The organism is Photorhabdus machadonis (assembly GCF_052657765.1).
In genome coordinates, this window is sequence record NZ_CP199761.1 from 1,907,327 (window position 1) to 1,920,400 (window position 13,074).

The 13,074-nt window shown below is 41.4% G+C and carries 11 protein-coding genes and 1 pseudogene; 5 read left to right on the forward strand and 7 right to left on the reverse strand.

From position 1 onward, the window contains the following. The first annotated feature begins 192 nt into the window (after positions 1 to 192). From cvpA to ACUN2T_RS09435, 3 genes are read left to right on the forward strand one after another with little or no spacing between them, the layout of a single operon-like run. On the forward strand, positions 193 to 699 hold the full coding sequence (gene cvpA / locus ACUN2T_RS09425; protein ID WP_133814905.1) for a colicin V production protein: 507 nt from the start codon (positions 193 to 195) through the stop codon (positions 697 to 699). 14 nt (positions 700 to 713) lie between these two features. Continuing rightward, the gene (purF, locus tag ACUN2T_RS09430; RefSeq protein WP_445497246.1) at positions 714 to 2,231 is read left to right on the forward strand and encodes an amidophosphoribosyltransferase; all 1,518 of its coding nucleotides are present in this window, start codon (positions 714 to 716) and stop codon (positions 2,229 to 2,231) included. A gap of 47 nt (positions 2,232 to 2,278) precedes the next feature. Then, entirely contained in the window at positions 2,279 to 2,863 is a 585-nt protein-coding gene (locus ACUN2T_RS09435; RefSeq protein WP_445497247.1) for a UbiX family flavin prenyltransferase, read from the forward strand. Here the strand turns inward: ACUN2T_RS09435 and ACUN2T_RS09440 are convergent. The 4 genes from ACUN2T_RS09440 to ACUN2T_RS09455 all read right to left on the reverse strand — a co-directional run bounded on the left by ACUN2T_RS09440 (position 2,844) and on the right by ACUN2T_RS09455 (position 6,700). Continuing rightward, positions 2,844 to 3,758 carry a TIGR01777 family oxidoreductase gene (locus tag ACUN2T_RS09440; protein WP_445497248.1) on the reverse strand — a complete coding sequence of 305 codons (915 nt, stop codon included), beginning with the start codon at positions 3,756 to 3,758 and terminating at the stop codon, positions 2,844 to 2,846. The two genes, ACUN2T_RS09435 and ACUN2T_RS09440, sit on opposite strands and share 20 nt — an antisense overlap. A gap of 126 nt (positions 3,759 to 3,884) precedes the next feature. Further along, on the reverse strand, positions 3,885 to 4,505 hold the full coding sequence (locus tag ACUN2T_RS09445; RefSeq protein ID WP_445497249.1) for a glutathione binding-like protein: 621 nt from the start codon (positions 4,503 to 4,505) through the stop codon (positions 3,885 to 3,887). Between the two features lie 185 nt (positions 4,506 to 4,690). Next, positions 4,691 to 6,220 (reverse strand): hypothetical protein, encoded by a 1,530-nt coding sequence (locus tag ACUN2T_RS09450; protein WP_445497250.1) that lies wholly within the window; start codon positions 6,218 to 6,220, stop codon positions 4,691 to 4,693. A 69-nt stretch (positions 6,221 to 6,289) separates the two neighbouring features. Then, complete coding sequence (locus ACUN2T_RS09455) at positions 6,290 to 6,700, reverse strand: type III secretion system chaperone (protein WP_445497251.1); 411 nt, start codon at positions 6,698 to 6,700, stop codon at positions 6,290 to 6,292. Between the two features lie 884 nt (positions 6,701 to 7,584). Here ACUN2T_RS09455 and ACUN2T_RS09460 point away from each other — a divergent pair. Together ACUN2T_RS09460 and yfcD are read left to right on the forward strand one after the other, a co-directional pair. Beyond that, positions 7,585 to 9,465: a lipase family protein gene (locus ACUN2T_RS09460; protein ID WP_445497252.1), complete on the forward strand. Its 1,881-nt coding sequence runs from the start codon at positions 7,585 to 7,587 to the stop codon at positions 9,463 to 9,465. A 468-nt stretch (positions 9,466 to 9,933) separates the two neighbouring features. Next, a complete protein-coding gene (gene yfcD, locus ACUN2T_RS09465) occupies positions 9,934 to 10,479 on the forward strand; it encodes an NUDIX hydrolase YfcD (protein ID WP_445497253.1) in 546 nt (181 codons plus the stop codon). A gap of 246 nt (positions 10,480 to 10,725) precedes the next feature. Here the strand turns inward: yfcD and ACUN2T_RS09470 are convergent, their stop codons facing one another. The 3 genes and pseudogenes from ACUN2T_RS09470 to ACUN2T_RS09480 all read right to left on the reverse strand — a co-directional run bounded on the left by ACUN2T_RS09470 (position 10,726) and on the right by ACUN2T_RS09480 (position 12,970). Then, positions 10,726 to 11,247 (reverse strand): hypothetical protein, encoded by a 522-nt coding sequence (locus ACUN2T_RS09470; RefSeq protein ID WP_445497254.1) that lies wholly within the window; start codon positions 11,245 to 11,247, stop codon positions 10,726 to 10,728. A 193-nt stretch (positions 11,248 to 11,440) separates the two neighbouring features. Next, positions 11,441 to 12,620: pseudogene (locus ACUN2T_RS09475) on the reverse strand (terminase large subunit domain-containing protein). After that, positions 12,617 to 12,970 (reverse strand): phage terminase small subunit P27 family, encoded by a 354-nt coding sequence (locus ACUN2T_RS09480; protein ID WP_445497255.1) that lies wholly within the window; start codon positions 12,968 to 12,970, stop codon positions 12,617 to 12,619. Before ACUN2T_RS09480 ends, ACUN2T_RS09475 begins: the two are co-directional and overlap by 4 nt. Between the last annotated feature and the right edge of the window lie 104 nt (positions 12,971 to 13,074).

A 13,074-nucleotide genomic window follows, 5' to 3' on the forward strand; every position in this document is an offset into this window, starting at 1 on the left:
GATGCCTATGTGACGAATAGGATAATTGTGATGAAATTAAGTAATAAATATTAAGTGACTGCGGCGATAATGCGTTTCCCATATCGCCGCTAATTATTTTCAGTGGAATAGGAAATCTGCTACGCAAACGTTTTCGTTTTCTGTTAAAATGCACCTGAAACGGATGCCGGGCGTCTATTTTGGAATTAAAACATGGTTTGGATTGATTACGTTATTATTGCCATTATTGGCTTCTCGGCATTAGTTAGCCTGATTCGTGGGTTTATTCGTGAGGCGTTGTCACTGGTCACTTGGGGATGTGCTTTCTTTGTGGCAAGCCATTTCTACTCTTACTTAGCGGTCTATTTTACCCGTTTTGAAGATGAACTGGTGCGTAACGGAATCGCCATTGCGCTTCTGTTTATTGCGACTTTGATTGTCGGTTCCGTGGTGAACTATGTGATAGGTTCTCTTGTGCAACGGACTGGATTGTCTGGTACTGATCGGGTACTTGGAGTCTGCTTTGGGGCATTGCGTGGTGTGCTGATTGTTGCTGCTATTCTGTTTTTTCTGGATACATTCACACCATTGCCTCAAAGTGATGACTGGAAACAGTCACAATTGATCCCACAGTTCAGTCATATCATCAGGTGGTTCTTTGACTACCTGCAAAATGCGTCAAGTTTCCTGCCGGAGAAATATACCTCTCCGCTTGGCTGATGAGGAAAAACTACATGTGCGGTATTGTTGGTATCGTCGGTTTTACACCGGTTAACCAGTCGATTTATGATGCGTTGACGGTGCTTCAGCACCGTGGGCAAGATGCTGCTGGCATTGCTACTATTGATGGTAACAATGGGTTTCGTTTACGCAAAGCCAACGGCTTAGTGAGAGATGTGTTTGAAACCCGGCATATGCTGCGTTTACAGGGAGCGATTGGGATTGGTCATGTTCGCTATCCGACGGCGGGCAGCGCCAGTGCATCGGAAGCCCAGCCGTTTTATGTGAACTCTCCATTTGGTATTACATTGACACACAATGGTAATTTGACGAATGCGCATGAATTAAAAAGAATGTTGTTTGAAAATGCCCGTCGCCATGTGAATACCCCGTCAGATTCCGAGATTTTGCTCAATGTTTTTGCTAATGAATTGGATCGTTTCCAGCATTATCCGTTGGAACCTGACAATATTTTCGCTGCGGTAGCGGCAGTGCATAAACAGGTTCGTGGTGCTTATGCCTGTATTGCGATGATTATCGGTCATGGGTTAGTCGCTTTCCGTGATCCGCACGGCATTCGTCCGTTGGTGTTAGGCAAGCGTACTCTGAATGATGGCCGTAATGAATATATGGTCGCTTCTGAAAGTGTTGCATTGGATACGCTGGGTTTTGAATTCCTGCGGGATGTTGCATCGGGTGAAGCGGTTTATATCACTGAGAAGGGCCAGTTATTTACCCGCCAGTGTGCTGAAAATCCTTCTCTGACTCCTTGCTTGTTTGAATTTGTCTATTTTGCCCGTCCAGACTCCTTTATTGATAAAATTTCGGTTTATAACGCCCGTGTGCGGATGGGGAATAAGCTGGGGACGAAAATTGCCCGTGAATGGGAAGATCTTCATATTGATGTGGTTATTCCTATTCCTGAAACTTCCTGCGATATTGCTCTGGAAATTGCCCGTATACTGGGTAAACCCTACCGTCAGGGATTTGTGAAAAACCGTTATGTTGGCCGGACATTTATTATGCCGGGTCAACAGGAGCGCCGGAAATCAGTCCGCCGTAAACTGAATGCTAATCGTGCGGAATTCCGCGATAAAAATGTGCTGCTGGTGGATGATTCTATTGTTCGTGGTACAACATCAGAACAAATTGTTGAAATGGCTCGTGAAGCGGGAGCGAAGAGGGTTTATTTTGCTTCTGCGGCCCCGGAAGTGCGTTTCCCGAATGTTTATGGCATTGATATGCCAAATGCAAATGAATTGATCGCTCATGGACGTGAAGTTGATGAAATTCGTCAGCTCATTGGTGCAGATGCGTTGATATTCCAGGACTTGACGGATCTGATTGATGCCGTTCGTGAAGAAAACCCGGATATTGAAGAGTTTGAATGCTCCGTATTTGATGGCATTTATGTTACCAAAGACATTGACCAGACTTATCTCTATTATCTGGAAAATCTGCGTAAAGACGATGAAATGACATTGAATAATCAGAACGAAATCGAAAATCTGGATATCTATAATGAAGGTTGATGACCTTCGGATTTAAAATCGTTGTCCAGTGTCAGCACGAGGAAAAAATGAAAAGATTGATCGTGGGGCTTACAGGAGCAAGCGGGGCTATTTATGGCGTCAGGCTGCTGCAAGTTTTACAACCAGTTGACGGCGTAGAAACACATCTGGTCATCAGTCAGTCCGCTCGTCAGACACTGGCACTTGAAACAGATTATAGTTTGCGGGATGTGCAGGCGCTGGCTGATGTTGTGTATGACAACAGAGATATAGCCGCTGCTATCTCTTCTGGTTCGTTCAAAACTTCGGGTATGGTCGTTTTGCCATGTTCAATGAAAACCCTTTCAGGTATTGTTCATAGCTATACCGATGGATTAGTGACCAGAGCGGCAGATGTTGTATTGAAAGAAGGCCGTAAATTGGTGCTGGGTGTGAGAGAAACGCCATTGCATTTGGGGCATCTCAGGTTGATGACTCAGGCGGCCGAAATAGGTGCGGTGATCATGCCGCCAGTGCCTGCATTTTATCATCGCCCTGAACAGATTCAGGATATTGTTGACCAGACAGTTAATCGGGTGCTCGATCAGTTTGATATCGAGCTGCCTCATGATCTATTTACCCGTTGGCAAGGTGCTAAAGGTGTTGAGATTTAGTGTGTAGCAGGTCTTCAAAAGCGTCCTTTAGCTGAAAATAGCGGAAGCCAAAACCAGCTTGTTCCAGTTTATGCGGTATTGCCTGCTGTCCTCCTAGTACCAGTGCCGCAGCTTCTCCCATTAATAATTTCAGCACAAAAGCAGGTATGCGGATAATTGCAGGGCGGTTCAATACTTCTCCGAGTGTTGCGGCAAACTGATCATTATGTACCGGATAAGGGGCGGTAATATTAAAAGGACCGCTCAAACCGGGCGTCATCAACAGGTAATAGATACCATTTACCATATCATCAATATGGATCCAAGGCAGATACTGCTTTCCGCTACCCATAGGGCCACCCAACCCAAGACGGAAAAGCGGTAACATTTTTTTCAGTGCACCGCCATTTTTTGCCAAGACAACGCCGGTACGTAAAAGACAAATACGGGTTTTATCACTGGCAGCTTGTAATGCAAGTTGTTCCCATCGTTTACAGAGTTGATGAGTAAATTCATCATTGGGTGGCTCATGTTCTGTCACAATTGCCTGATCCTGATCGCCGTAATAGCCCACCGCAGAGCCGGAAATAAATACTTCTGGTGGTGTCTGACTGGCATTGATTAACTTATTGAGCTGTTCTGTTAATATCCAGCGGCTTTGGCACAGCTTTTCTTTTTGCGTTGAAGTCCAAGGTTTATTTGCTATGGGTTCGCCAGCGAGATTAATAACGGCATCAAAATTATTGAGGTCCGTTTTATCTTTCAGAGTGGTCCAGCATTCGGCTTGTTTACTGAACAAAGAGTACACTTTTTGTGGTGAGCGGCTCAGAATGGTAATGGAATGGGATAGGGAAAGAAGCTGGAAAACCAGACGGCTACCAATCAAGCCTGTTCCTCCGGTGATTAAAATATGCATAACCACTCCTATAACCTAAGTTTATATAGAAACTATAGCAGGGATATCAATGCTGATGATTTAAAATACAGCTATCTGTTAGCCGGATCAAGTTTTGCGGGGAAATAGTTACCCCGCAGACAGGTATCAGGCTTTGCTGTAGGCTATTTGGGTAGCGCGGCGTTGGCTAATAGTATCAAACCATTTTTTCACTGCCGGATAATTGTTCAGATCAATATTTTGACGTTCATAGGCACGAACCCACGGATAAGTTGAGATATCAGCGATACTGTATTCCTGAGCACCCAAATAGGATGTTTTTTCCAATTGAGTATTCAGAACCTTATACAAACGTTTTGTTTCTTCTTGATAACGATTAATCGCGTAAGGGACTTTCTCAGGCGCAAAGTGACTAAAATGGTGATTTTGTCCCAGCATTGGGCCAAAGCCACCAATTTGCCAAAACAGCCATTGCAGGGTTTGAATACGTTCACGTACATCTTTGCTGAGTAACTTACCCGTTTTTTCTGCCAGATAAGTCAGAATGGCACCGGATTCAAAAATGGCGACAGGTTGGCCGCCATCGGTGGGTTGCTGATCAACAATAGCCGGAATTTTATTGTTAGGAGAAATTGCAAGAAATTCAGGTTTAAATTGATCTCCCGCACCAATATCAATTCGGTAAATGTTGTAAGGAAGGCCAGCCTCTTCAAGAAAGAGCGTGATTTTGTGACCATTTGGTGTTGGGGCATAATACAGGTCTATCATAGAACCTCCAGTGGGACATGAAATTGTATTACATATTACATTAGATCTATCCAAGAATAGCCAATTCAGACCTTGTGCCCATTCCCGCACTGGTTGGCGATCATCCGTATTGCCGGGGGTGAAGAATTTAACCGACAACAACTCCCCCGGTCATGAATCATCAGATGAAGCGGCAAAAAGAAAGGTTATCTGGAATTCGTTCTTATATTGCCATCTGCGTTAACCGCTGCCCGACTTCCGCCGTACAGATCTTTCTTGAAAGTAGAGTAATCTGTGCGGACATCCTCACGATTTTCTAATTCTGCCAATATTTCCTGGCTGGATATGCTAAATCCTTTGGCATGTATAGGAGAAGAGAAGGGTTCGGTATAGAGATTCAATCCCCACTGAGACGCTAAACCATGGTTGGCTGCACCTAAATTAACTTCAATCATAGAATGATGATTGTCATCAACCAGATAACCTGTTGCCAGCCATCGGGTTAGCTCTTTCATTTCCCGCTCCCCTCGTTGAATGGACTGATCCGGTGATTCTCCATGAGTGGGAGTACCTAAAGAAAGATCATTTTTCAGACCTGTACCCAACAACCTGGCCGCAGTAATAAAACGATCCGTGGTGCCTGAAGGCGCCGCGACAGTTGGCAAATGATGTAAGGCTGCATCCTCAGAGAATCCTGTATTTTCTTTCACATTCCAGACAGCAAAACCATTACCACGTTGTACTATAATATTTTCCTTCGCGAATTCTTGATGTGCTTTGATGGGTGCTGATTGACCAAATTGATAGTCAGTTCTGTCCAGTCGGTTGCGGGGGTTTAAACGGGCAAATTCCAACTCCCGATTGGTCAGACGATTATCGGCTTCAAGTGAAGCGGCAGATGACCAGACACTTTCCTTATCAGGAGCTGGTGTTCTGAAATCATTCTGGACTTTGGTCAGGCTATTGCCAGCCAGGGCAGGGTTACTTGTTACTTCTTTCCCTTTTTCCTGTTTAGTCACCTGATACAATTCGGGATTTTCAGAGGCATTAAATTTATTTTCATTTTTAAACGTGTAGAGAGCCAACTGATCAGGTAAGGGATTTTCTTTAGTGGAACCACGGGCAGGTGCAAAGTTTTTACTTTCCAGATAACCAATATCAATTATATCCTTGAATTCTGATTTCAATTCAGGTGATGAATAAATTTTCTCCAGAGTATCCCGGAAATAAGCTGAGTTAGTCAGATCATAGTAAGCAGTAGCCTTCTCCCTCAATGTGAGAGGTTCTGTATTTGCTCTATCAGGTCTAACACCGCTTTGCTGTGCTTCGCTAATAATTCGGGTAAATCCACCTGCACCAAGTTGACCTAAGATACTGAATCCGGGTTTATCTCCGGTATAGGCATTCAACATTTTAGTGATTGCGGTTAACTCATTACCCTCCACCCGAGTGAAAAGTTTTATCAGGTTAGATAATAGGGAATCAACTGTTTTATGGGCGGCGGTGCTTTCGCTGGCTAAACGGGAAATGTTAGCTTCAATTTGTTTGTTGGTTACGACGGATTTTTCATTCCATTGTGTGATAACAGAGGTTGGTGAGGTAAGTGGATTATCAATGGTATTATTTAGCAACGGTTCGCAACAGTGACAAGTTTTATCTGTTGAAGCTGCTTGAGACAACTCATTGTGATTAATATCAATCCTGGTGTTAGCGCTCTGTATTGAAAGATTGGACATACTTTCTCTCCATTGTTTTATTGTTTTTTCTTCTGTGAGCTCTTTGAATTTACTTTCTAAAAAAGCATATCAAACTAAAATATCGTGGGTTGATGCTGAAATGGTGTGTTTAATTTCGGGAAAAGGGAGTTCAGCTCTTATTTTTTGCAGATTTCCTAAAATATTGACCAAATCAATAGAATCGATTCGTGTTATATCTTGAAGTAAGCAGAGACGAATAGTTCGCGTTGGCTGATGCAATGCGAGCCATGCTCCACCAAGTATATTGATATTACTGTTTAATAAGAGCCAAAATTCCGCATCATTATCAACAAACGAAGTGACTGTATGATGGAAAGTCAGCATAGATCCCGTTGAGTCCACCTCTATCCACCAGGGGCCATAATCACCAATATTCAATTGCGCTGCGCCCGTAGAAAGATTCAACACAATGTTAGTCTGAGCGGCAAAATCTGCACATAATTTCTCTAATTTGGACATCAATAAATCTCGTAAAAATAGCTGAGTACGACTAAAATATTGTCCAAATTATGTGGTCGAAGCACAGGATCGTCTATCAAAAACAGACGATGATATTGTAAAAATTAATCAGACAAATTGGTTCTGCTGCGTTAACAAAACAATACCCTCTTTTATGAGTAGCTGGAGCGGGATAAGGTAGTGTGGTCAACCTTATCGCCGTGTTCGGCTATGGTTTCCCAAAATCCTCGTAGGTTGAGTGAATAGGCCAGGTACTGAGAGAACCAATGAACTGCATATTTTTTTGAATAATGTTCAAATGGAAATATATCCTAAATAACTGGTATGATATTTATATCAATAATAAATTGTATAGTATATTACCATTGATTTTTATTGTTTTTTTATTTTAAATAAATGGAATGTTTTTATTATTTGGTTAATTTAAATTGAATTTAAATAACGTTTCATAATTCTGCTACACATGGCCTTCTTCAACCCATTGTTATACATGGAATTATGAGTAGTATAAGATGTAGCACTATTTTGGAATCTTATTTAACTATTTATCATAACAGTTAGAGTGATAAATGTTTTTAGATGTTATTCAATATGTTGTTTTTTTCTATGATGGAAATAAATTTTTGTTAAGTGAGCTAATACTGGGGTTTTTATTTTGTAGGCCTAATATTTGTTAGGCGAAGTAATTAAATAAATTGGATTTTTTCTGTTTTCTCATTTTTTGCCCTGTGGTTTTTCATAATTATATTCATTTGGCATTTGTTGAATTTTATTATGATATTACGCTTGAGAGAATTAATTTTCTCTCCCACTATTATTAGTGTATTGATCTGATAATAAGCGTTGTATTACTTTCTCAGAATAAAAAAAGGAAAATAATAATTATGAGCGAATTATGCCCACGAGATACTATTGATGGTCAAAAAATTATGGAACATTGGGTGGAGTTCCAACTTGTTGATGAACAAGGTAATCCATTAGTTAATATGCCTTATTGCCTGATAAGCCAAGGGGAGTTGCGTGATGAACGTAAAGGAGTGACTAATGATCAAGGATTGCTTAGGGAAGACAGTTTGTCGCCGGATCCAGTAACGTTGTATATCAAGGCTCAGCCATTAGCCAATGAAATGGAACAGCGCCCATTACGGGAAAAGCGCGATGCCAATGCATCGGTAGTTAAACCTAAAACCAAAGCAGAAGGCCATCAATATCGTTATGTGACTATTGGTCAGATAAGTGATGGCTTACCTGTGATTGATAAATGGAAAGAGGATAAACCGCCACGCTATCATTTCCCAGATCCGGTACCGAAAGGTTTTGGTATTCCCTCAATAAACTGCCGGTATGTTCTGGAAGTGTGTCCATTTCGGGCTTGGGTATTATTGTTACATCATCAGCTTGATTACTCTTTGGTGAATGCTTATAACCTGTCGTTAATGGGAGTGCTGTCATATTCTAATAATAATGTTGATGTAACAGGTTCTATCAGCCATTTTTTTAACCGACAGATGTTGGATATATCCCAATTACCTAATAAAATAGAAAAAATAGCGCGTTCTCCAATTGTTTATGATGTGCCGTTTCGTGAACGTTACACTGATGTTGTATTTATTGATTCAAAAGCAAGTGAAAGCCCATTAGGCGATACCGAGTTATTTTATGCATCGAATCAACAAGATATTATTGTCAGTTGGCGAGGGACAGCTAGTATAGATAATGCTCTCACTGATATTATGTACCAGCCATTGAAATTGGGCTGTGGTCAAGGCGGACTATGTAGTGGTTTTATCGAAAATGGTAAAGTCCATAGGGGTTTTTGGGAAGCATTTAATCTTATTGGCAAATTAAAAGTTCCCGGTTCTGATAAAAATATGTTTGATAAAATTATTGATTTGGTTAAAAACCGAAATTTATTTATCTGTGGGCATAGCTTAGGTGGTGCTCTGGGATTATTGCACAGTGCACAACTGAAAAAATATCATCCTTGTTTGTACAGTTATGGGATGCCACGGACATTAACCCGTAGTGCGGTACAAGAACTGGAAGATATCACGCATTTCCGTCATCTAAATGAAAATGACTTGGTTCCTTCTGCTCCGCCGGAAAAAGACCTGGATAACTGGCTTTATGATTATTGGGGGCCTCTGGGCTATTTATTTAGCACTATTGAATTGTTAGGTTTGACAAAAGGTGATGAAGTTTTCTTGCATCATGGAAAAATAGTTCACTTTTATAAGGCTAATTTGATTATTGAATCTTTAAAAAAGAGCGATTCAAGTAACTTTATACAGCTTAGTGATATATTACCTGTTGACGTAAAATTGTATTTAATTCCGTCACTGAATCATGAAACGGAAGATAAGATGAAGGAGGCATTAGAGATTCAGAAAGAATTTTTTAAACATATAAGTGAAGCAGATAGGGTTAAATGGTTTCCACGTAATGATAACCCGACGTTAAAAGATGCCTTGAGTCTGCCTGATCACCGTATGTTTAAATATATTCATTACATCGGTGATCGCATTGCAGAGTTGGTTGAACCGAGAAAATATCATTTTTATCGGGATAAGGAGCGATTCTTTGAAAGAACAATGGAGGAAAGGTTTGATGTTGTTCCTGATATCCGGCAACGTAATACCCTGTTTTTACATATGGATGACCAGTTAGCACAATCGCTTATTTATACTAAACAAAATAAATGGGGTAATGTGGCTTTGAAACGCTATACGGATAATTTTGTACTGATTGGAGAGGATTGGATGTGATAAACATGAGAAAACGTTTGTCAGCAACATTAATATCAGATTTTACGCAAATATTAAGCCATATAAGGTACTGAGATTAAAACGGAACCGTATGAATATACCGAAGGTGACGATAATTAGCGGAAAGGATGAGTGGGTTGAGTACCCTGATGGGTGAATTGATATTAATAGCCAAACGGTAGGTCATTGTAAAATAATGCTGGCATAATGAGGGGCATAAATGGATTAGCCCCTCTTTTCTGGTTTTTGAGGTTGATAAGGTGCAGGTAATCAACCCCGTTACCACTGTGGGTAAAAATCTTATCACATTATGGTTCATTAAGTGTTCTATTTCGGGTTCAGTTAAAGGGTTGCATGAAGCGTCCGAAACGAATAACTTCGTAGAGCCTCTATCAATTTGGTTATTTTGAATAGGTTAACCATTTTATAGACTTGCAATTTCTTGCTAATAAAAAAGGTTTTTTGAAGATGGAACAAGAGAATACAGAGGGTGTTGAGTGGATTGATATTGTCAATGAAGACAATGAAGTCATTGCTCAGGCGACACGTCGGCAGATGCGCGCCCAGTGTCTACGGCACCGTGCCACTTATATCGTCGTTCATAATGGTATGGGAAAAATTCTGGTTCAGCATCGCACAGAAATTAAAGATTTTTATCCGGGAAAATTGGATGCGACCGCCGGAGGTGTTGCGCTGGCGGGTGAAAATATGTTGGATGCAGCCCGGCGCGAAGCAGAAGAAGAATTGGGTATTGCAGGTGTTCCTTTTGCCGAGCATGGTGGTTTTTATTATGAGGAAGAGAATTGCCGTATCTATGGTGCATTGTTCAGTTGCATCAGTCATGGCCCATTTGCTTTACAGGAAGCGGAAATTGACGATGTGTGCTGGCTGACACCGGAAGAAATCACCGCTCGTTGCGACGAATTCACTTCCGATTCGTTGAAAGCACTTTCTCTGTGGTTGACCCGTAATAATGATTTCGATGAGGTTATTTTTAATAAAAAAACTGACTGATTTAGCTATCTGTTTTAATTGAATAATTAAGCTCCCAGAAGGTGGAGCTTTTTCTGACATACTTCAATTCCTTTCTTATTACGGCGATGAGCGTTCCTTCTTTGAGTGGAAAGTTTGTTGGTACATAAGGGTTACGATGTAGCAATGATATTTGTTGCTGATGTTATGGTGACTAGTGATTATAATATGTCATTAAATGAGCTAAGACTCCCCACTGCTTCACTCAATGAAATGAAAATATTTCGATTATTCCTTTGTAATCATTCTTAAAGCGTCATTACGTGACTCTCGGTAAATATCTCCAAGATACATACTCTGTGAAGCCGCATATTTTACAGCAGGCCCAGCGCCATCAATGTGTTTTAATATATGTTGTCTAACCGCATAGGTAGGCTTTATTCTTTTATAAACATCAAGCCACCATTTACTTCCATACTTTTTAGTTATTTTTCCCTTTATTCTTTGGAAGTATTCTCTACTATCAGTTCCATCATAAGAAGCCAATAAACTAGCCCAAATCATTTTTTTATGAATTGATAATGGGTTATATTCCCGTTGAATTAATTCTGCTCGTACATCTGGATGTAAGAGTAAACTACCATCAGATATTTTACGTTTTATCCACAAGCGTTTCCCAAATTCGTAGACATGCTTTTTATCTTCTTTTTCTAGGGCTAATGTATGAGGAGGCCAACTTTCAAGGTCATCTATAAGAGATAACTTTCTTATTAAGTCTTGATGTTCTCCAGCGTCGTTCCTGCTATACATACTTGTTGTCCTTTTTTCACTAAACGAAACACCAAGTATTCAATACTTTTTTTGGGTATACCAGTAAAAGTAGGTCAGGATATTAAACATTCTGGTTCTTGATACGTTACGCATAATAATAATTTAATATTATAATTGATTGATTTTATTTAACATAACTCTCTGGAGACAATACCTCAAATCAATAGATTAACTAAATACCATCAAAGTTAGCTAATCTCTGCTGTTGTTCCTCATTGAGACTAAACGCAAAATCTTCATGCTCTACCTGCCATGTGCCAAAACTCATCAGGAATGCAATGGCAGGGTCTATTTTATTCGCGGATTTCTTCTTGTTCGGTTTGATATTAGCGTTCGCGTCGGTTTCCATCACCACATTGGACATCGCTCAAGCCAGCATCGGATCGCCATTGTGACGAATAACTTTGCGGTTAACGAACACCTAGGCAGATTTGGCAACGGGGCTAAAGCGCATATAGGTTTGCGGGAAGGGTTCAACGTTCAGCCCTGCTCCCTGTAATTGTGTTCTTAGGTGCGTGGCGTTCCATGTATCAAAACCCACCAGCTTGATATCAAAGTGCTGGCTGTCTTTGAGAATGTCGTCACGAATACGGTCATAATCAATGCAATCGCCTTGTGTGGTACGTATCCAGCCTGCTTGTGCCCATTGTCGATAGATTGCCCGGTTCTTATTCGCCGGATTCTGTAGCTGAGCTTCCGGTAAATAATGCGCCCATCCCCAGCTCAAGGGCAGAGTACACGGCGTTATCGGGGTGCAAATGGTACTCATCGACAATGGCCAGACTGGGGTTAGTGCCTTCAATGGTGGCGGCTTTGGCTGCCAGTGGCTTTAACAGGCTGTTGCTCTTTGAATAAGTCACTTTGTGCTGTTGAATAGATACCCGTTTCTTGAACGGCTTTGATAACAGACACATCTGACGGGCATCATCAAACACGATACGCGCCTGATCACGGCTTACAGCGGTGGTGTAAATATCTTGCTGCCCCTGTTCCATCACTAAAAACCAATTAGCCAATATCGCGGCAACGGTGGATTTCGCATTTTTACGTGGCACCTGAATATAAGCGCTACGGTATTTTCTGCGCCCCGTGGCTTTTACCTTGAAACCAAACAGATTGGCAAACGCGAACTGCTGCCACGGCTCTAATATAATCGGCTTGCTCCGTAAGTGGCCTTTGACGTGCGGGCAGAGGCGAGAAAAGCCAATAAAACGCTCTACAACTGCCGAATCAAACACATAAAGCGGGTTATTCAGATCATTATAATAGCGTTTCACGGCCTGTTTTAAGCGTTTACAGGCCGGAATTTTACTGTTTTCGATATCAAAAGCGTACTGCTCCCATGCGTTCATAGTCGGTCTAGCTCGTCCTCTTCTTCGGTTTCTACCGGATTTTTACGCCGTGATACCGGATCAAAGCCCAGCAATGCTGACATTTTTATCATGATTTTTTCCGCATCGGCCTTGGCGCTCAGTGATGGATTGCGGCTTTCGCTGCCCTGACTGTTCACGATGCTGAATCGCCTGATATCAAGGTCTGCCACCGCTTTTCGGTAAATGGCATAGTTGACGCAGTACAGTTCTAAGTTGTTCCAGTCGGCGGCGGTCAGATCTTCCCGTTCGCCTAAGATTTTTGCCTTGGATTTCCACTGACTGGCGGCAATCTCATTAAGATACGTCGGGGATTTGGGTGCTCTTGCCATAATTTTCTGTCTTCCTTGTGAGTTTATTTTCAAAAAAAGTGCCGGGCGTAAAAATTTGAGGAGGGGGGTCGGTTCCGCTGAGAAGCGCGTTTGTCATTTTTGAT

Coding starts and splice junctions, on each gene's coding strand:
- cvpA (WP_133814905.1), top strand. CDS start 193: ATGGTTTGGATTGATTACGTTATTATTGCCATTATTGGCTTCTCGGCA.
- purF (WP_445497246.1), top strand. CDS start 714: ATGTGCGGTATTGTTGGTATCGTCGGTTTTACACCGGTTAACCAGTCG.
- ACUN2T_RS09435 (WP_445497247.1), top strand. CDS start 2,279: ATGAAAAGATTGATCGTGGGGCTTACAGGAGCAAGCGGGGCTATTTAT.
- ACUN2T_RS09440 (WP_445497248.1), bottom strand. CDS start 3,758: ATGCATATTTTAATCACCGGAGGAACAGGCTTGATTGGTAGCCGTCTG.
- ACUN2T_RS09445 (WP_445497249.1), bottom strand. CDS start 4,505: ATGATAGACCTGTATTATGCCCCAACACCAAATGGTCACAAAATCACG.
- ACUN2T_RS09450 (WP_445497250.1), bottom strand. CDS start 6,220: ATGTCCAATCTTTCAATACAGAGCGCTAACACCAGGATTGATATTAAT.
- ACUN2T_RS09455 (WP_445497251.1), bottom strand. CDS start 6,700: ATGTCCAAATTAGAGAAATTATGTGCAGATTTTGCCGCTCAGACTAAC.
- ACUN2T_RS09460 (WP_445497252.1), top strand. CDS start 7,585: ATGAGCGAATTATGCCCACGAGATACTATTGATGGTCAAAAAATTATG.
- yfcD (WP_445497253.1), top strand. CDS start 9,934: ATGGAACAAGAGAATACAGAGGGTGTTGAGTGGATTGATATTGTCAAT.
- ACUN2T_RS09470 (WP_445497254.1), bottom strand. CDS start 11,247: ATGTATAGCAGGAACGACGCTGGAGAACATCAAGACTTAATAAGAAAG.
- ACUN2T_RS09480 (WP_445497255.1), bottom strand. CDS start 12,970: ATGGCAAGAGCACCCAAATCCCCGACGTATCTTAATGAGATTGCCGCC.